A 19,284-nucleotide genomic window follows, 5' to 3' on the forward strand; every position below is an offset into this window, starting at 1 on the left:
TGCACAGGGGGTGAATGGTCTCGACTGCGGTCGGGTGACCAGGGGAAGCGAGCCGAGGAAGCCGACGATGAGCTCGTTAACCACGCGTCGGAAAACACACAAGCGCCGACAAGAGTCAGCGCGCGTTCGCCCTCGCTGCCTGATCAGCGAGTGTGACGCTGTCAGCCCGGGTTCCGTCATCGGCCCGGAGTCTGGCATCAGCTAGATGACTCACCGTGCGTGCCGGTCGCGGGCGTGCACGGGACACCTCACAGCGACTGGGCCCGTCATCCCGACGTGTTCGTGCGATCGGGAGGGCCGAGCAGAGACAGAGCGGACTGCGCTCGGAGAAGCCCTGGTGATGCGTCGCAGGACGCGGGTTCGATTCCCGCCACCTCCACCCCGGGGTTCTCCCCGAAAAGCCGGATTCGTTTCCCCGAATCCGGCGCTCGGAGAGGACCCCCAGGTAAACCCCCGTTCCACCACGTAGGGCCCGGTCAGACGACCGGGCCCTACGTGCGTCTGCCGGATAACCGCGTCAGCCGATGCGTGCTCAGTCCTGCAGCGCCTCGATCACCCGGTTGACGTTGCGCCGTCCCCGGCCGTAGTCGAGTAGCTGGCCCCAGCTTCGTGGACGGCTGGAGACGCGGGCGCGAGGATCGGCCGGGTCTCCGGTCAGCTCGACGGTGACGTGCTCGCCGGAACTGCGCCAGCTCCAGCCGGTGTCGGCGGCGTACCGCCCGGCGGCCACGTCCGCTTCGCGGATCTCGGCGGGCAGGCCGAGGAGAGCGACCTTGACGCGGTGCGGCAGGTCCGGACTGCCACGCACCGGAACCGTCGAGGACTGGCGGGGGCCGAATCCCTGTCCCGCCCCCGCGCGACGCTCACCGATGAGACTCAGGGTGCCCACGATAAGCGCACCGACGACGAGAGCGATTCCTCCCCCGGCGAACCGGGTCGGCAGTCCCTCGGATCCGTCCGCCGCCCAGAAGGCGGCGAGGTTCCAGCCGAGGAGGCCGAACAGCAGGCCAGGAAAGAGGAGGGCCGCGCCGTAGACCCGCAGGACCTGCACAGAGGCATCGTGGACAACGGAGCAGCCGGTGTCCTCCCGGCCCCCGTTCTTCACCTGATCGGGGATGCTGCCCGGCTGCCTCAGCGTCGAAGGCCCTGCGTCATCCTCTCGACACCTGAAGACGGGATGAGGGGCCCGACCGGCTGGTCGGGCCCCTCATCGCGGGTGGTGGTGCTACGCCGCGGTGGGCAGGTCGGCGTCCCGACCGGGCTGCGTGAGCTCCCGGAGCCACTTGCGCTCCCACTGCGCCCGCTGCTCGGCGGTGAACATGGTGAAGCCGTGCACCCAGTTCGTGGGCCGGTGCAGCGGGTGCTGCTCGTAGACGCGGAGCAGCGGGTTGTCCGGGCAGTGCTTGCTCGCCCGGGCGTGCCAGTTCTCTAGCTCGCGCAGGTTGTAGGCGACGACGGCGGCGGTGAGCCCGAGGGTGACCAGGGCGCGGCCGGTGAACTGCATGTAGCCACGGTGGATGTTGCCGGTGGCGTAGTTCTTCATGTTGCCGAAGACGCCCTCGACGTAGGTGCGCCGGTTCCAGGACAGCAGCCACTCGGGGCTGCCCCAGTACTGCTCCTGCTGGTACTTCATGTGCGGGCCGGCCTCGATGGTCACCGGCTTGCCGGAGCAGAACTTCAGCTCGCTCTCCGGCGGGGTGATGATCGGCAGCCCGTTGGCGCGGGCCACCTCGACGCTGCCCTCGATGCGCGGGCAACCGACGGTGCCGGCCGCGGCGGGGCACAGCCAGCGGGTGGTGCCGTCGCCGCCGGGGTCGCGGCCGTTGCCCGACCAGGCGGTCTTGTGCCTCTTGAGGGCGTACTGCTGCCGCTCGGCGATGGCCTCGGCGTGGGCGTCGAACGCCTCCTTTGGCGCGCCCTTGCCCGGGCGCGGCAGCCGCCACAGGGACTGGGGCGGCTGGCAGTGCGGCGTGCCGGCGAGGATGACCGCGCCCTCGTAGTCGACCGGGCGGTGGTCGTTCTCCCGCAGGTCGAGCACGGGGCGCACCCGGAGCTGCCAGAGCGGTTGGGCCCAGCGCTCGGCCTTCTTGTAGCTGTAGTGCCGGTCGCCGAGCAGGTCCTCGATGGGGGCGCTGCGGGCCAGGCGCTTCTTCACCAGCTCCAGGCTGGGCTCGACGATGTCGGTGGCCGGCGCGCTGATGGCGAACTCCTCGATCAGGTTGGGCTCGCGGTAGCGCTCGGCCTTGCTGGCCCGGCCTTTGCGGGCCAGCGCGGGCACCCGAACGAGGGCGTGCAGGGAGTACCCGTAGAACGAGGTGCGCTTGCCGGTCTTGTGCGTCTTGACGCCCCAGGCGGCGAACCAGCAGCGCTTGCCGCGCTTCTTCGGCGTCCGCTGCTTGTCCTGCCCGTTGTTGCCGTCCTCCTCGGTGGCGTTGCCGCCGGCGGGGTCCCCGGCCGCGGAGGGGGTGTCGGGGACGAAGTCGGGGTCGTCCTCGTCGAGGGCCGCCTTGTCGGTGCCGACGGCGGGGACGGCGTCGATGGCGTCGGCGCGGACGGCGTCCTCGTCGGCGTCGGGGTCGCGCTTGAGCGTGCGGGTGATGGCGTTCTCCAGCTCAGCGCGCTTCTCGGCGGCGAGGTTGGCGTCCTCGTCGGTGGGGTCGACCAGGGGCAGGTTCTCCGGCTTGCGGCCGCCCTTGATCCACGACCAGACGCCGCTCTCGTCGATGGCCACCGAGGTGCCGGTCAGCGGCAGCACGTGGGTGGCGTAGAGGAACGCGTCCTTGATTTGGTCGAGCAGGGCGAGCCGCTCGGCCTCCTGCTCGGGCGTGAGCTCGAACTCCGGGTCGACGTCGAGGTGCTCGCGGATGTTGTCGACCATCGTGTACAGCTGCTTGGCGCTGATCGGGCGCAGCTGCGGGGTGCTGTTCTTGTTGGTCCAGTACAGGATGCCGAGGTCGCGCTGCGTCTCCACGGGCAGACCGCCGACGGCGAGGCTGTGCAGGTCGCTGACGAAGATGCGGCCCTGCCGGGCGGCGACGATGAGCAGGATCACGAACAGCCGCACGGTCAGGCCCTCCGGCTTCCTGCCGCGCTTGTCCGGGCGGATCTTCTCCTCGATGACGTCGATGGCCAGCCGCTTCAGCGCCGGGTCCTGGACGGGGATGAGGACGCCGTTGTCGTCGACCTGCGGGCGCGCCTCGATGTAGGCGTTGTCGACAATCCAGGTCGCGTGCTCGATGGCGGTGATTGTCTCCGCGATGTCGGTGCTGCTCATCGGGTGCCCCCGTCGCGCAGCACGGCCGCACCGGTTGATGCCGCGGTGGTGACGTCCAGGTGGGGGAGCAGGTCGAAGAGGGTGCGGGTGCTCTTGAGTCCCGCGGCGGTGAGGATGACCGCCAGCGGCACCGGCCGGGTCATCAGCGCGGCCAGCCAGGTGGTGCGCAGCCGGGACTGCTCCGGCTTCGACAGCGAGCCGAGCAGAGTCGCCTCGGCGTAGATCGCGCCAGCGACGTTGCGGCGGGTCTTCACCCGGCCGACCAGCGGCTGCCCGACGCGCAGGCCCTGCAGGCCGCGGCGGACCAGGTGCTCGTAGTCGCGCAGCACCCACACCTCGCGGGAGTGCGTCCCGGGCACGTGCACGCAGATGCCGTCGTCGCCGTGGTCGGTGACGCAGGTGGTGTCGAGCAGCTTCAGGTCCGGGCTGTCGATCCCGGCGCCGGCGCCGAGCCCGACGCACAGGCACAGCCGCCGGACCAGCTCCTCGGTCGGCTGCACCTGGATGGCGCGCACCAGCGCCTGCATCTCGGCGACCGTGTAGGGCGGCTTGATCGCCTCGCGGGGGATGACGACGCCCTGGCTCGGGGCCTGCTCGGGGTTGAGGTGGTCGCAGATCACCCGCAGCCGGGAGCGGCGGTCCGAGCGGCTCTTCTCGCTGCTGCCGGGCATGCCGGTGCGGGCGTACTCGTCGACGTCGCCGCGGTTCATCGCCGCCCGCGGGTCGAGGGACAGCCCGCGCTGGTGGCGCCAGGCGCCGTAGAGCGCCAGGTGGGTGACGTGCTTCCGCAGCGCCTCCTCGCCGCGGATCTTCGAGTGCAGCAGGACCTGCTCGACGAACTGCAGCAGCGGGTTCGGCCACAGCGTCCGCAGGGTGCGGTCCTGCGGGCGGTAGCCGGTCCGCAGCCACTCGAGGAACTCGTTCGGCAGCGGCGTCGGCGGCGCGGCGCGCTCGGCGTTGAGCTGCGCGCGCTGCCGCTTGGCCTCGGCGGCGCTGATCTTGCGGGGGGACATGGACGGTCTCCGATGCCTCGATGGGCGACCGCTCCGGGGCGGGGCGGCGGCCGCTCCGGTGGGGGCGGCGGCTCGGGACCGTGCGGGGACGTCTGCTGGCGGCAATCACCGGCGACCAGGGACGAAATACGAGCTCACAGACGCATCAGGGCCGGCCCGAGACGTGGTCTCGGGCCGGCCCTGACACCGTGGCGAAGAGGTCAGCCGCGCAGCAGCCGCCGCGCCTCCCGGGGGTCCACCGGAGGCAGATGCCCGGCGGCGTTGTCGAGATCGGCGCGGGTCAGCCCGCACATGTGGGCGATCCCTGCGACCGGGTGCGGCGCGGACAGCTGTGCGGCCACCCAGGTGGCGCGCAGCCGGGTGGCGGTAAGCGTGACGCCGGCGGCCTCGGCGGTGGCGCGTGCTCGCGCCCACTCCTCCTCGCTGAACGCCAGCCCGGACACCAGGACGGTCCACCGGTCGTCCATCGCCAGGGCGCCGGTGACGGCGCGCAGCGTCTTCGTCGGGGGCGGCTGCGTGCCGATGGCGGCGGGCACCACGACCCCGGCGCCGAGGCCTCGGGCCAACGCGCCGGCCAGCGTCGGGTTGCTTTCCGCGGCGGTGGCCAGCCTGTTCAGCTCGGCGTCTGTGTACGGCGCGGGGCCGGTCCGGCCGTTCCCGTGCGCGATGCGGGGAGCGTCGCCGGCCGCCGCCTTGAGCGCGCGACGCAGGTGGCCGCGGCGGTTCTGCCGCGTCCGGCGGTCGACCTTGCCCTCGGTGTAGACCATGAAGCGGTCGATGAGCTCCTCGGTGAGCACCGCGGCGAGGTCCACCGACCCGACCACCTTGTCGGTGAACGCCAGGAACGCGCAGGTGACGCTCATCTGCGTCTTGGCGTCCTCGCGGGAGGGCGGCAGCGTGGCCGCGCACGAGGTCCACACCGCCTCGCAGCAGCGCGCCCACTGCGCCTTCGTGAGCAGGCGCTGCGGAACGAACGTGGGGATGTAGTCGGCGACCTCCGGGGCCAGCTTCGCGGCGAGGTGCTCGGGCAGGCAAAACATGATCGGCTCCAGGACCGTGAGGGCCGCACGATGCGGCCGGGTCCTGGGACCGGTCCCGAGACGACGCCTCCCGTCAATCGACCGCGGGCGGCCTGGTCGGGAGGGGTAGCGAAGCGCCGTGGCCTCACCCTTGCGGGCGGGGCCACGGTGGTGGTGCTCGTCAGGACGCTGGGCGGATCCCGGCGTCGGGTGACTGCCGCTGCCGGCAGATCCAGCAGGCCTCCGGCGCCGGGTTGTCCGCGGTGTGGAGCCGGGCGGCGTCGGCGGCCACCCATCCAGCGTTCGACTTCGCCCAGACCTCGGGGTAGTCCTGGCGCAGCACTTCCTCGACCTGGTGGACCGCCTGCCAGATGAGGTCGGCCCCGGACAGGTCGTGGCAGAGCAGTTCGATGCCTGCATCCGCGAGCTTCTGACGACGCGTCAGGAGCTTCCGCAGCTTGTACTCACGCAGCGGTTCGGGTGCGACCGCACCCGTGCGGTGTTCGTTGGACATCGGCGTCTCCGTGCCGATCGGCGTCCTCGGCACCGGCGGTGCCGGGTGACGCGAACGGGCCCGAGCCCGTCCGCGTCACCCCTTGAGGCGCGCCGGCTGGTCGCAACCCGTCGCTTCACCCCGCCGTGGGTGACTCCTCGAGCCAGCCCAGCACCAGCTTCGCGTCATGGGCCAGGGCGGCCAGCCGGGCCTCCAGCGTGCCCAGCTCCCTGGCGCAGTCCAGCCGCCGCTCGGTGTCGGCGCACTCGGGGCAGGCCCCGGTGGTCTGCTCGAGGCGAGCAAGCAGCACCTCCGCGGTGGTGCGCAGGACGGCCAGCTGCCCCGGCACGGGCTCCCAGCGCAGGGGGAGGGGCAGCTGCTCGGTGGTCAGGCCGAGCAGGCTGGCGGCCCGGGCGAGGACCCCGCGGTCCGAGAGCGTGGCGACATGGTCCTTGTGCCACGGCTCGTGGCCCAGGACGGCGGACGGGACGGGAAGCACGGACATGGCCGGCACCTCCGAGGGACTGGCGACCCGTGGGCCGCGGCGGACGATCCGCGCAGTCATCGGTGCCGGTGTCGGCAGTGGCTGCATTCGCCGTGGCTCGGCTGTTCGGGATCGACGGCAGGCGATTGACCCGCTCCTGAACTCCCGGACTGGTCCTGGTGCGGCCTGCGGTGAGCCGGCGAACTGCTCGACCGCTCGCACCTTGCGCTCGAAGCAAGCACCCATAACTCCACAGAGAACATCCGACCCCCCGCACGGGGCCGGGCAGGGCAGTCCGGCACGACAGGAGGTGAACCCACACCGCCGCGCCCGCCTAGCACCCGTGCTGGCTGGCGCCACGACGCACGGCCGTGGGTCCAACGGCCTGGCGGGCACCACGGCACGACAGGAGGTGAACCCACCACGCCGCCCGCCGCCGTCAGTCGGCTCCGGCGCGCACCCCGCCCACGAGGTGGCCGAGGATTTCGGTACCGGAGTGACCAGAGAGCCTGATCGGCGGTGCCCCGGGGAGTGACCCAACGTGTCGGGCTCTAAGCGTGCTGTGCTGCACGCGTACCGTCACCGAGCAGTCTTGCACCAACAAGGACAGCCGGGTGCACGGACGCACGGACGAGAGGGGACGAGGTGGCCGCACCCGCATGGTGGAAGCCTCGGTGGGCGCGCGGTTCCGACCAGGACCCGGACACCGGCTGGGGCAGGTCCGGACCCGAGGCGTCCTGGCATGAGGACGGCAGCGCCGAGAACTTCGACGACGAGGCCATCCTCGCCCCGATGGAGGCCCAGTTCGGGCAGGTCCGTTCACGCGAGCGCGTCCGCGACCTCGCGGAGGTGTTCACCCACCAGCGCGAGGTCGACGCCATCCTGGACCAGGTCGCCGACGCCTTCGCTGAGCTAGACGTGAAGTTCCTCGAGCCGGCGTGCGGCTCGGGCAACTTCCTCGTCGAGATCCTGCGTCGCAAGCTGCGGCTGGTCGCAAAGGCCGGATGCGTGTCGCAGGAGCAGTACGAGCACAAGCTGCTGCGCGCCGCCGCGTCCGTCTACGGCATCGACATCTCGAACGAGAACGTCACCGAGGCGCGCGCCCGGATGGCGCACACGCTGCTCGCGCACTACCAGTCCGATGCGAACACCATCGCCCCTACCGCCGAGTTCCTGAACGCGGCCGCCCTGATCATCGGCGACAACATCGTCCGGGGGGACACGCTCAACGCCGCCGACGAGATCGAGCTGTGTGACTGGCAGCCCCATCCCGGCGGCAAGTTCCGGCGCGTGTGGTCCTACTCCCTTGTCCCCCCGGACGAGCGGTTGCTGTTCTGGACTGAGCGGGTCCAGGACGAGCAGCCGGTGCACTTCTCCCAGCTCGCGCCGGCAGCGCCGGCGCGGTCCAGCACCAGGAAGCAGCAGGTGACGCGATGACCGCCGTGGAGCAGGCGACAGCCGACGCGGGACTCGCGCACACACGGCGCCTGCCTGACATCCTCGACGTGATCGCCGCGCTGTCCTCCGACGCCGTTCCCACACCGCCGGTGCTCGCCCGCGCACTGCTGGACCTCCTGCCCTCCGACGTGTGGACCAACCCCCACTACCGCTGGCTCGACCCGGCCACCAAGTCCGGCTCGATCCTGCGGGAGGCGGCACGCAGGCTCATGGAGGGGCTCGCCGAGTGGGAGCCCGACCCGTCCAAGCGCGCCGCGCACATCCTGCGCAACATGCTCTTCGGCTGCGGCGTCACGCAGGTCCACGGCGACATGACCCGCCGCTCCGTCTACGTCTCACGCGACGCGACCAGCGACCACGCGGCGGTCCCGTTTGGTACTCCGGACGGCAACCTGCCGTTCGTCCAGGCCGACCACGACTACCCGCTCGACACGCACGGTAAGGCGGTCGGGCAGTGCAGGGTGTGCGGCGCTCCCGTCGGACTCGAGCGCGGAACGAGCCGTGAGAACTACGCCTACGCGTTCATCCACGGCGCGTATCCGACGGAGGAGATGAAGGACATGCAGTTCGACGTCATCGTGGGTAACCCGCCCTACCAGATAGGCCTGGACGACAACACGCGTTCCAAGCCCATCTACCACCGCTTCGTCGAGCGAGCCGTGGCGCTCAACCCCAAGTACGTCGCCATGATCGTGCCCTCAAGATGGTTCACGGGTGGACTCGGGCTGGATGAGTTCCGAGCCAAGATGATCGCCGACCGTCGTCTGCGCGCCATTGTCGACAACCCCAAGCTCTTCGACTGCTTCCCCGGCGTCGAGATCAAGGGGGGCGTGAACTACTTCCTCTGGGATCGCGACTACGGCGGCGACTGTGCCTTCTCCGTTCGAATCGACGGCGTCATCCAGTCCACGACGACGCGAGACCTCCGTCACGGCGATGGTGTCCTGATCCGGGACAACAACGCCGTCTCCATAGTCGAGAAGGTGCGAACCAAGACCGCAAGCACGGTTGAGTCCGTGTGCAGCCCCACCCTTCCCTTCGGTATCCGCGACAACTACCCAAGTCGCGCGTCGGAGCAGCCTGGCGATGTTCCGGTCATCCACGGTGGCTTCATCGGGTACATGGAACGCAATCTCGTGCCCAAGAACCTGGCGTGGGTAGATCGCTGGAAGGTGCTGCTCCCGATGGCTGGAGACGGTCACGGGCGTGAGGTGTCCTACGTGCTCGGGGAGCCGATCGCTCTCTCGCCGGGGTCCATCTGCACCCTGACGTACATGGTCGCAGGCCTCTTCGACACCCGGGAGGAGACAGAGAACTACGCCTGGTATCTGACGACGAAGTTCGTCCGCTTTCTTGTCCTCCAGCGAAAGGTGACGCAGCACGTCACGCCCGACAGGTTCCGCTTCGTGCCGTTGCTGGACATGACCCGCCGCTGGACCGACGCTGACCTCTACGAGTACTTCCAACTGACCGACGACGAGGCCGCGTACATCGAGGCCACTATCCATCCGCGCCAGCCCATCCTGTCGCTGGACAGCCCCATCCCAGCCTCGCACCTCCCAGGCGGAACGAAGTACCGCTCGCCCAGGGAGCGAGTTACCACCGAGGTGCCTGACATCGACGAGGACGACGAGTGAGCGAGGGCAAGCCCGGGCGAATCTACGTCTATTCGGCGCCCGGCTACGACACCGAGTGGACGCGAACGACCGGCGCGACCAGCATCACCGGGCAGGGTCGCTTCAAGGTCGGCTACACCGGGCGGCCTGACCCGTGGGTTCGCATCAAGGAGCAGACCGGCACCGTCTACCCCGGCGGCGAGGGCATCGTCATCCACATCGACGAGGCCGCCGCGCGGGAGGACGGGACCCCCTTCACGGATCACGACGTGCACAAGGTTCTCGACGCGGCTGGGGTGCACCGCAAGCAGGAGGTCGTCGAGGCCACCCTCGACGAGGTGCGTGCCGCAATCGCCGCTGTCCGCTCACGTCATTCCTACGATCCCACGCGCATCGAGGACTTCGGGATGCGCCCCGAGCAGGCCGCCGCGGTCGAGTACACCGCCAAGTACTTCGCCGACCACGCCGGCGACACTCATCCGCCGCGGTTCCTGTGGAACGCGAAGATGCGGTTCGGGAAAACGTTCACCACCTACCAGCTCGCCCGCCGCATGGACTGGAAGCGCGTCCTCGTGCTGACCTACAAGCCGGCCGTGCGCAATTCCTGGCGCGACGACCTGGCCAACCATGTCGACTTCGCCGACTGGCAGTTCGCCGATCGCGACCATCCCGCCGACCCGGACACGCCCAGTCCCCTTGTGTGGTTCGCGTCCTTCCAGGACCTGCTCGGCACCGGCGCGGACGGGCAGGTCAAGGAGCACAACGAGGACCTGCACCTCATCGACTGGGACTGCATCGTCCTGGACGAGTACCACTTCGGCGCCTGGCAGGGCGCGGCGAAGGAGGTGTGCTCGGACGTCCCAGCCCTGAAGGACCCGGCGAAGGCAGCCGAGACCGCCGCGCAGGAAGCCGCGGACCATGCAGACGAGGTGGCCGACATGGCCGCCGCTGGCACGCCGCGCCTCCTGTCGGCTACCCCCGATGCCGGCCTCGCCTCCGACCTCGATACCGACGATCTGCGGCTGTCGGGCCGCAACTTCCTCTACCTCTCAGGCACTCCGTTCCGGGCCCTTACCGAGGGCGAGTTCACCGAGGACGCCATCTACAACTGGACGTACCCGGACGAGCAGCGCGCGAAGGGGGAGTGGGACGAGGACCCGGAGCGAGATCGCGAGCGCAACCCTTACCGCGAACTCCCGCAGATGCAGATGTTCACCTACGCGCTGTCGGAGATGGCCTCAGCCGCCATCGACCAGGGCGCCGACGGGATGTTCGACCTGTCCGGCTTCTTCGAGGCCAGGAAGGTGGGCCCCGAGTACCACTTCACGGACCCGGACCGCGTCGGCGAGTTCCTGAACATGCTGCGGGGCAAGCTCTCGCAGAGCGCCACGGAGAAGCTGCTCAACGACTTCCGCCCGCCGTTCCCCTACAGCGATGCCCGGTTCGCCGGCGCGGTGGACCACACCGTGTGGTTCATGCCGACGGTCGCGTCGGCGCACGCGATGAAGGCAGCGCTGGACGCGCACCCGTTCTTCCGCGACTTCCTCGTCCACGTCGCCGCCGGCAGCGGCGCGGGTATGGGAGCGGAGGCGAAGGGACCCGTCGACGAGATGTTGGCGAAGGCCGCCAAGCTGGGCAAGCAGACGATCACGCTGTCGGTGGGCAAGCTCATGACCGGTGTCACCGTCCCGCAGTGGGGCGCCATCCTGATCCTGCGCTCACTGAAGTCCCCGGAGGCGTACTTCCAGGCGTCCTTCCGCGTGCAGTCCCCGTGGGTGACGCGCAATGACGACGGCACACGCACCATCAACAAGCAGACCTGCTTCGTGTTCGACTTCGACCCCAACCGGGCCCTCTCGCTGATCTACCAGTACGGCACCAAGCTGGCCGGGGCCTCAACCAAGACCAAGCCCGCCGAGGTCATCGAGGAGTTCATCGAGTTCCTGCCCATCTTCGCGTTCGACGGTGGCCGCATGGACCCGGTCGACGTCAACGCGGTCATGGACTGGGGCACCGCCGGCGCAGGCGCTGCCATGCTCGCCCGCCGCTGGGGCAGCCCCCGGCTCATCGACCTGTCCGAGGCGGTCTTGACCAAGCTGCTCGGCGACAGCGACCTGGTGGCCCGGCTCGAGCAGATGGAGGACTTCCGGAACCTGCGGCAGGACGCCACCAAGATCATCGCCCACTCGCAGAAGTTGCGCGAGGGCAAGAAGCGCGTCAGCGGTGGCGGCGGCGACGACCCGGAGAATCCCGAGGTCAAGGCCGCGCGCAAGGCCAGGCGGGAGCAGGTCAAGACGCTGCGCAGCAAGCTGCTGAAGTTCGTTCAGGCCGTGCCGGTGTTCATGTACCTGACCGACTTCCGCGAGGAGGCGCTCGTCGACGTGATCACCTCACTGGACACCCAGCTGTTCGAGCGGGTCACGGGGCTGACCCTTGCCGACTTCCATAAGCTCTCCGACGTCGGGGTCTTCCACCCGGGCCACATGAACGAGGCCATCTGGCAGTTCCGTTTGTTCGAGCAGGCCAGCCTTGACTACCTCAACACCGGGCGTTTCCGTCCTGGCGACGACGTCGGCTTGTGGGATCGCAGCATCAGCGCGGACGAGCTCACCTCGCAGGAGCCGTCCCCGGCAGCCTGAAGGAGAGCGCCACGGGGTTCGTGTAAGCGGGTGCGGACGAACCCACCGTCGACGTGAGGGTCGGTTGCCCACCACGCTGCAGCAGGTCCGGTGCCTGCTGGCCCGCCACAACTACCCCATGAATCGGGAGTCCACCATCGTCTGCGTCGTGCATCCAGGGATCATGTCGACGGAGGTCGCCGCGTGAGCCCGTTGTCGAGCCCGCCACCCGCGGACCCGGACGTGTCCGCGGAGGAGATGCTGGCGGGCACGCCGTACCTCATCGCCGACGGATCCTTCAACGCGCGGAAGTTTGAGCGCGTCCTGCAGAAGGCACTCGAAGTGCGCACGAAGGCGGAACGCGTCGGCACACACATCCAGCAGCAGGCCGCGGACGTCTTCGAGTCCTTCGGCCTGGTGCTCCGCAGCGAGTTGGTCTCCGAGAGCAACCGCATGGAGCACATCGAATGGACTCCCACACAGGTCAGGGAAGCCGTGCAGCGTCACCGCGATCTGCTGGCCCTGCCTGTTCACACCTTCGTTGAGTCCGTCAGGGGAGACGACCGCACCTACGAGGCCCTCGGGCTTTACCGGGCGCAGCTGTTGGCGGAAGAGTGGGCCAGCAGCGACATGCGCCCACGTGAGATCGAAATCCGCCAGTTGCACGGCCTCGTCGTCGGCGGCGCGCACTACGCGGGGCGCTACAAGCAGGCGGAGAACCGCATCGGCGGCGCCGCACACGTCCCGCCCGCACCGGCTGAAGCGGCCGAGGGCATGCGAGGACTTGCGAGCTGGTGGTCGGCCGGCACCGGCGCGCCGGCACTCGATGCTGCCGTCGTCCACGCCTGGCTGGCGCACCTGCACCCCTTCGAGGACGGCAACGGCCGTCTTGCCCGACTGCTCGCCAACCTCGCGCTCAGCCAGCACGGCTACCCACCGCTGATCATCCAGGCCGACAGTGATCGCGGTGAGTACTACGACGCCCTCGCCGCCAGCGACGACGGTGATGTCCTCCCGCTGTTCGACCTCTTCACGCGGCTGCTTCGGCGTGCAGTGCGGCGGATGGGGCAGCCGGACTACATCGAGAACGTCATCCGCGACCGGATGCTCACCACACCGACTCAGCAACAGAGCCTTTGGCAGGTGCAAGCGGAGCGCTTCACTACCGCCTTCCGCACGGCACTTCGGCGCGATGGCATGGACGCGCACGTACAGGGCTACCCGTCACACGAGGCCTTCCTGGATCTCGCAGATCTCCGGGCCGACGGCAACAGTTGGTACCTCAAGGTCACGGACTCGACTGGGCACCCCGGGTGGCTGCTCTGGTTCGGCTTCAACTCCTATGACTACTGCGACGTCTTCGGAGGTCCCTCGGGTTACCCGTCGATCTTCCTGTCCGTGCGTGCCGAGGATCCCGACGCCGTACATCCCTACCGGCCGCTGGCGGTGTCGGATGACGACTCCATCTGGACCCAGTTGCTGTTCATCCCTGGACGTGCGAAGCCCGCGCGGCTGCTCATAGGCCACAGGTGGTTGGAGCTGTCGATCGACGATGCGGCTTCGAAGGCCGCTGCGCTGATCGCGGCACGTACCTGACCCGACCCGTTTCCATCTCGACAGTTCAGCAGGATCTCAACGCCGACCGAAACGGGGGGACAGAATGGGTTTTCAGACGCCGCTCTACGAGCTGAGCGAGTACTTGAGGTGGACGACAGGCGGCAAGATCCAGCTGCCGGACTTCCAGCGCGGCTACAAGTGGGAGGACGAGCGGATCCGGCAGTTGCTGGTCACCATCCTGCGGGGACACCCGTTGGGCGTCGTGATGCTGCTGCGCACCGGCAACGATCAGATCCGGTTCAAGCCGCGCCCCGTGGAGGGCGTGTCGCTGCCGGCCGGCGCCGCGGCCGACCTTCTACTCCTTGACGGTCAGCAGCGGCTGACATCGCTGACCCAAGCCCTCACCGGTGACGGGGTGGTCGCCACCGAGGACAGCCGCGGCAAGAAGCTGACCCGTCGCTACTACGTGGACATGAAGACTGCGCTGCTCGGCGAGGACCGGATGGACGAGGCCGTGGTCTCCGTGCCGGGAGACGGCGTCGTGCGATCCAACTTCGGTAAGGACATCGAGCTGGACCTGTCCGACGCGGACAAGGAGCGGGCAGAGGGCTACTTCCCCGTCCGCCTCCTCTTCGCTGGTGCCGAGACCGTGACCTGGCTGTTCGCGATGGGGGACAAGGACCTGGCGAGCCGGTTCCACGCCTCGGTCGTCCAGCCCGCCGGCACCTACAACATCCCCGCCATCGAACTCGACACCGCCACCAGCAAGTCGGCCGTGGCCACCGTGTTCGAGAAGGTCAACACCGGCGGCCTGCCCTTGAACGTGTTCGAGCTGCTCACCGCGACGTTCGCCGGGGACAAGGCCTATTACGACGAGCACCGTGAGGACTTCCGGCTCAACGACGACTGGCGCGAGACGCAGCTGAAGTTCGCCGGCTACCCGGTGCTCTCCGCCGTGGAGAACACCGACTTCCTGCAGGCCGTCACCATGCTCACCACGCTGCAGCGCCACCGGGCCGACACCACCGACAGGCCACCGGCGGTGTCGGCGAAACGCGAAGACGTCCTCAAGCTGGAGTTGGCGGACTACCTGACGTGGCGCGACCCGCTCCGGGAAGCCTTCGTCTGGGCGTCCACCTTCCTCGCGGATCTGCACATCTTCGACACCCGGTTCTTGCCCTACCCGAAGCAGCTGGTGCCGCTGGCGGCGCTCAAGGTGGAACTGGGCAAGGACGCCGACCTCATCGGGGTGCGCGACCGACTGGCGCAGTGGTACTGGTGCGGCATCGTGGGCGAGCTGTACGGCAGCGCGATCGAGACCCGGTTCGTCCGCGACATCGAGCAGGTCCCGGCGTGGGCCCGGCAGGAACCCGGAGCCGTGACCCCCAAGACGGTTCAGGACGCCAACTTCGTCGAGTCCCGACTGCACTCACTGCGCACGCGCGGAGCGGCCGCCTACAAGGGCATCTACGCGCTTCTGCTCGGCAACAGGGCACATGACTGGATGAAGGGCCAGGCGCTGGACAAGGTCCAGTACGTCAACCTGGCCGTCGACATCCACCACGTGTTCCCGCAGAAGTGGTGCGTCGACAACAACATCGACGACGAGCGCCGAGAGAGCATCGTCAACAAGACGCCGCTGTCGGCGGAGACCAACCGCACCATCGGCGGCAGCGACCCGGCCATCTACCTCAAGCTCATCGAGAAGAAGGCCGGCGTCGATGCAGAGCGCGTCGACGGCCTGCTCCGCACCCATCTCGTGGATCCGGAAGCTCTGCGGGCCAGCGACTTCGACGCGTACTTCACCCGGCGGCGCGAAGCCCTCGTGCAACTCGTGGAGAAGGCCATCGGCAAGACGGTGCAGCGCGACATCAGTGCCGGTGAGCCGGAGGAGACTCTGGACCGTTTTGACCAGGACAATGACGCTGTAGCCGAGGATGACGAGGATCTGTTCACCGCGGTCGGTGAGTAGCCCGAGAGTGCATTCCTGCCAAGAAGTAAAGATGCGGCGACAGCGCAGCCTGCGCGAGGACGAGCCGGCCTTCTCCGACGCCGTCTGCCGAAGCGGCTCCGCCGTACTCGAGCTCGGCGACGACACCCTGACGAGGATCGCGGCCGAGCTGGTGTCGGTGGTGCGGGTCAACACCACCGTCGACTGGGATCGGCGTGAACAGGTGTGGGCCCTGCTGCGCAGCCGGGTGCGCCGCCTGCTCACCCGCTACCGCTACCCCCTCGACAAGCAGGAGACCGGAATCGCCCTCGTCATGCAGCAGGCCGAGCTGCTCGCCACCGAGGTCGCGGCATGAGCGGCGGCGTGGAACCGCAGGAGCCGCGTGACCTCATCGGCGCCTGGCGGCAGCGTCACGCCCAGCTGGCCGCGAGCTGGCAGGACCTCGCGGCCGCGGACCGCCGCCGCGACCTCGCCGAGGTCACCCGGTGGCAGGCCCGGCTGGCGGACCTCCGAGCGACTCACCGGACGCTGCTGTCCACCGGCCGTTGGCGGGGCGGCCCTCGCACGCTGCTGGCCGCGCTCAACGTGCACTACCGGGAGCTGCCGATGACCGCCGGGCTGGCGTGGCTGCTGCGTCCCGACGGCCACCACGGCCTCGGTGACACCGTGGTGCGCGGGCTGCTCGACTACGTCGGCATCGAGGCGCAGGAGCCGGGCGTCGGGCTGCGCATCGAGGTGGAGGATCCCCGAGAAGACACCATCGCGGACCTCGTCCTCTACGGCGCCGGATGGACGGTCGTGGTCGAGGCGAAGACGTTCGCCGTCGAGCAGCCCCGGCAGCTTGACCGGCTCTACCAGCACTGGCAGGACGAGCCCGACCCGCGCTTCGTCTTCCTCACCCGGGGACAGCGGGCGCAGATCACCGCCCGGCACAGCCGGGGCCACTGGCACGGCCTGACCTGGCAGCAGGTCGCCAACAGAATCCGCACCGCCGCCGACACAACCACCGGGGTGGCACCCGGCGTCCACGACTACCTGGGCACCCTGGAGGCCTACCACCGTGTCTGACCCCGACTTCCCCGACCGCGCCGACGCCGACGCGAAGGCCTGGTTCTACCTCGACAACCGGACCGACATCGAGGCCTGGGCGGCGCTGCGCGCCGACGCCACTCCGCTGCTGGACCGCTACCTGATGGCGCTGGCCCCCACGTTCGAGGAACTCGCCGAGGAGCTGGACGTCGAGCTAGACATCGACGACCTCGAGGCCGGGCCCTGGCCACGAGTCGGCCTCTGGCGGCCATCATGGACGCACGAGGGCGTGGCCGACGTCAGCATCGTGATCCAGTGGGATCGTGCCCGGCTGCTCAAGCCCGGCCCGAATGAGTGGCCCTTCACCGCCGTCCTGATGTCCGGCGAGCAGGAGGACACCGAGCGGCGCAGGCAGATCGCGGATGCGCTGGCACCGGTGCGCAACAAGCTCCAGGGGGAGAAGGCCTACCGGTGGCCGTACTGGCGGTACGAGACCACCCCGGCGGAGGCCACGGCCCTGGACCCGGAGGTCCTCGCCCGCACGGCCGTCACCAGCTTCCGGGAACTGTGGTCGACCGTGGCCCCGATTCTCGACGCGCTGCACCCGGCCGGCGATGAGGACTGACGGGCTCATCCACCGCCGGGCACCCCGCCGGCGGTGCCACCTGCCCGGCGCGCGGCGATGAGCGCCGCGGCGCCCACCGGCGCAGGGGACCAGCTGCCGCTGTCGGTGCTGCTGCCGGACAGCCCGGCGGCGCCGGCGCTGCTTTACGACACCACCGCCGCCCTTGCGATGGCGGTCGTCGACCGGGCGGCGGTGGGCGAGCTGGCCAGCGGCTGGGATGCCCCGGGGGTGTACGTGTTGCTGGACCGGCACGACCCCGAAGGCAGCTGGGGCTGCTACGTCGGCAAGGCCCCCGCCGGGGTCCGGGCGCGGCTCGGCCAGCACCTCAGAGGCAGGGACCACTGGGTCCGGGCCCTGCTGGTCCGGCGGGACACCACCTTCGGGTTCAACAGCGCCCACGTCGGCTGGCTGGAGGGGCGCCTGCACGACCTGCTCGAGGCCGCCGCGGACACCGAGCTGCACAACGGCGTCCGGCCCCGGGACGAGACGCTGCCGCCGTACGAGCGGGCCGCCCTGGAGAGCGTGGTCCCGCCGATCCGACGCGTGCTGCGGCTGCTCGGCTACGACACCGAACCCCCGGACGACCAGACTGGCGCGCGGCCGGCGGCGAAGGCGCGCAGCAACCGGTTCTTCGGCATCACCGTCAAGCAGCTCCTCGACGCCGGGGAGCTCACAGCGGGGGAGACCCTCACCTCCACCAACGGCGTCTACCCGGCCACGGCGGCGCTGCATACCGACGGCACCATCGAGTGGAACGGCACCCGCTACCCCAGCCCGAGCAACGCTGCCGGCGCGGTCAAGGGCGGCCTGGCGGCTAACGGCTGGGACTTCTGGGCCGTCGAGCGACCCACCGGGCGGATGCCGCTCGCCACGGTTCGGGCACGGTGGCTGAGCCGGGCCTCGGAGGCCGGCGGCAGCCCCTGACGGTCGCTGGCGGCCGCGACGTCGGCGCCGACCTCGGGGCGTCCGGCCAACGGAGCCACTCCGGCGGTCGCGCACGGGCATGCCGGACGACCGCGCGACCCGTCCACCTCGGCCGCGCACCGACGGTCTCGGCCTGTCGGTGCGCGGTCGGTCGGGTGCCGTCGGGCCACCGACGCGGTGGGGCGCCTGGGAGGGCGAGCGCCCGTTGGCGGGAGCCGTGTAGGGCGATTGGGGGAGGCCAAAAATCGGGTCATGGGGCGACGCGGACCCACCTCGCTGTTCGCGAGGCTGGTCTCACCAACCAGGCGCCAGTGGACCCCAGTCGGTGTCCCGCGCCGCCCGACCCGAAGGAGCTCCCCATGACCATGTCCCCGCCCGCCAAGCAGCAGGACACCGTGCCCGGCACCTTCCGCTACACCGAGGAGGTCGTCGACCTCCTGCTGCACGAGCGCCCGATGCTGACCGAGGCGGCGCTCCGCATCGTCGACGACGTCGAGGCCCGTACGCGCTACCAGCGGCTGCGCCCGGCAGACGCCTACGCGCTGGCCGAGGCGGAGGTCCGCACCGCGTGGCCGGCGCTGGCCGACGCGGTGATGATCATGGTCAGGATGAGCAACGCCGGCCTGCTGCGACTGTGAGCAGCCGGCAGACGCGCACGCCCGCGGGACCGCGTGCCGTGCGCCGTCGGGACACGTGGTCGTGGCCCCCCGCCTTCGCAGGCGGGGGGCCACGTGTTGTTGGTGCTCAGGAGGCCGGGCGGATCCCGGCGCGGGGTGGCTGCCGTTGTCGGCAGATCCAGCAGGCGTAGGGCGCCGGCTGGTCGGGGGAGTGCAGGCGGGCGGAGTCATCGGCGATCCAGCCGGCGTAGGACTGCGCCCACACGTCGGGGAACTCCGCGCGGAGGCACTCCTCGACTTGGTGGACCGCCTGCCAGAGCAGGTCCGCGCCCGGTAGGTCGTGGCAGAGCAGTTCGACGCCGGCGTCGGCCAGCTTCTGCCGGCGGGTCAGCAGCTTGCGCAGCTGGTAATCGCGCAGCGGTTCGGGCGCGGCCACGCCCTCGGGTTGTTCGTTGGACATCAGGATCTCCGGATGGGTTGACGTCCCCGGGCACCTCCGGTGCCGGGGGGGGGGGGGGGGGGGGGGGGGGGGGGGGGGGGGGGGGGGGGGGGGGGGGGGGGGGGGGGGGGGGGGGGGGGGGGGGGGGGGGGGGGGGGGGGGGGGGG

Annotated in this window: 17 protein-coding genes and 1 other RNA gene; 11 read left to right on the forward strand and 7 right to left on the reverse strand. The window is 70.1% G+C overall.

Annotation, left to right across the window (positions count from 1 at the left end; genetic code table 11):
- Positions 1-6: 6 nt before the first annotated feature.
- Positions 7-382, forward strand: a transfer-messenger RNA (tmRNA) gene (ssrA, locus tag ACI78U_RS03960).
- Positions 383-532: 150 nt separating this feature from the next.
- Here ssrA and ACI78U_RS03965 read toward each other — a convergent pair.
- From ACI78U_RS03965 to ACI78U_RS03990, 6 genes are all read right to left on the reverse strand, one after another.
- Complete coding sequence (locus ACI78U_RS03965; RefSeq protein ID WP_456873986.1) at positions 533-1,051, reverse strand: hypothetical protein; 519 nt, start codon at positions 1,049-1,051, stop codon at positions 533-535.
- Between the two features lie 174 nt (positions 1,052-1,225).
- Positions 1,226-3,274 (reverse strand): hypothetical protein, encoded by a 2,049-nt coding sequence (locus ACI78U_RS03970; RefSeq protein WP_456873987.1) that lies wholly within the window; start codon positions 3,272-3,274, stop codon positions 1,226-1,228.
- Entirely contained in the window at positions 3,271-4,287 is a 1,017-nt protein-coding gene (locus ACI78U_RS03975; RefSeq protein ID WP_456873988.1) for a hypothetical protein, read from the reverse strand. The genes ACI78U_RS03970 and ACI78U_RS03975 overlap by 4 nt, the downstream gene beginning before the upstream one ends.
- Before the next feature lie 200 nt (positions 4,288-4,487).
- Positions 4,488-5,327 (reverse strand): hypothetical protein, encoded by an 840-nt coding sequence (locus ACI78U_RS03980; RefSeq protein WP_456873989.1) that lies wholly within the window; start codon positions 5,325-5,327, stop codon positions 4,488-4,490.
- A 160-nt stretch (positions 5,328-5,487) separates the two neighbouring features.
- Positions 5,488-5,820 carry a hypothetical protein gene (locus ACI78U_RS03985; RefSeq protein ID WP_456873990.1) on the reverse strand — a complete coding sequence of 111 codons (333 nt, stop codon included), beginning with the start codon at positions 5,818-5,820 and terminating at the stop codon, positions 5,488-5,490.
- 115 nt (positions 5,821-5,935) lie between these two features.
- The gene (locus ACI78U_RS03990; protein WP_456873991.1) at positions 5,936-6,304 is read right to left on the reverse strand and encodes a hypothetical protein; all 369 of its coding nucleotides are present in this window, start codon (positions 6,302-6,304) and stop codon (positions 5,936-5,938) included.
- 624 nt (positions 6,305-6,928) lie between these two features.
- Between ACI78U_RS03990 and ACI78U_RS03995 the strand changes: the two genes are divergently transcribed.
- The 10 genes from ACI78U_RS03995 (at position 6,929) to ACI78U_RS04040 (ending at position 18,699) form a co-directional block, all read left to right on the forward strand.
- Complete coding sequence (locus ACI78U_RS03995) at positions 6,929-7,720, forward strand: DNA methyltransferase (protein WP_456873992.1); 792 nt, start codon at positions 6,929-6,931, stop codon at positions 7,718-7,720.
- Positions 7,717-9,378, forward strand: a complete 1,662-nt coding sequence (locus ACI78U_RS04000; protein WP_456873993.1) for an Eco57I restriction-modification methylase domain-containing protein — start codon at positions 7,717-7,719, stop codon at positions 9,376-9,378. The genes ACI78U_RS03995 and ACI78U_RS04000 overlap by 4 nt, the downstream gene beginning before the upstream one ends.
- Complete coding sequence (locus ACI78U_RS04005; protein ID WP_456873994.1) at positions 9,375-11,996, forward strand: hypothetical protein; 2,622 nt, start codon at positions 9,375-9,377, stop codon at positions 11,994-11,996. Before ACI78U_RS04000 ends, ACI78U_RS04005 begins: the two co-directional genes overlap by 4 nt.
- A gap of 222 nt (positions 11,997-12,218) precedes the next feature.
- Positions 12,219-13,571, forward strand: coding sequence for a Fic family protein (locus ACI78U_RS04010; protein ID WP_456873995.1), 1,353 nt, complete (start codon positions 12,219-12,221; stop codon positions 13,569-13,571).
- Positions 13,572-13,635: 64 nt separating this feature from the next.
- The gene (locus tag ACI78U_RS04015; RefSeq protein WP_456873996.1) at positions 13,636-15,504 is read left to right on the forward strand and encodes a GmrSD restriction endonuclease domain-containing protein; all 1,869 of its coding nucleotides are present in this window, start codon (positions 13,636-13,638) and stop codon (positions 15,502-15,504) included.
- Positions 15,505-15,535: 31 nt separating this feature from the next.
- The gene (locus tag ACI78U_RS04020; RefSeq protein ID WP_456873997.1) at positions 15,536-15,838 is read left to right on the forward strand and encodes a type I restriction enzyme endonuclease domain-containing protein; all 303 of its coding nucleotides are present in this window, start codon (positions 15,536-15,538) and stop codon (positions 15,836-15,838) included.
- Entirely contained in the window at positions 15,835-16,551 is a 717-nt protein-coding gene (locus tag ACI78U_RS04025) for a PD-(D/E)XK nuclease family protein (RefSeq protein WP_456873998.1), read from the forward strand. The genes ACI78U_RS04020 and ACI78U_RS04025 overlap by 4 nt, the downstream gene beginning before the upstream one ends.
- Entirely contained in the window at positions 16,544-17,137 is a 594-nt protein-coding gene (locus tag ACI78U_RS04030; protein WP_456873999.1) for a hypothetical protein, read from the forward strand. Before ACI78U_RS04025 ends, ACI78U_RS04030 begins: the two co-directional genes overlap by 8 nt.
- Positions 17,138-17,170: 33 nt before the next feature.
- Complete coding sequence (locus tag ACI78U_RS04035) at positions 17,171-18,061, forward strand: restriction system modified-DNA reader domain-containing protein (RefSeq protein WP_456874000.1); 891 nt, start codon at positions 17,171-17,173, stop codon at positions 18,059-18,061.
- A 359-nt stretch (positions 18,062-18,420) separates the two neighbouring features.
- A complete protein-coding gene (locus ACI78U_RS04040) occupies positions 18,421-18,699 on the forward strand; it encodes a hypothetical protein (protein WP_456874001.1) in 279 nt (92 codons plus the stop codon).
- 106 nt (positions 18,700-18,805) lie between these two features.
- Here ACI78U_RS04040 and ACI78U_RS04045 read toward each other — a convergent pair whose 3' ends face one another.
- The gene (locus tag ACI78U_RS04045) at positions 18,806-19,138 is read right to left on the reverse strand and encodes a hypothetical protein (RefSeq protein ID WP_456874002.1); all 333 of its coding nucleotides are present in this window, start codon (positions 19,136-19,138) and stop codon (positions 18,806-18,808) included.
- Positions 19,139-19,284 lie beyond the last annotated feature (146 nt).

The sequence above is a fragment of the Geodermatophilus sp. SYSU D00710 genome (assembly GCF_054050195.1).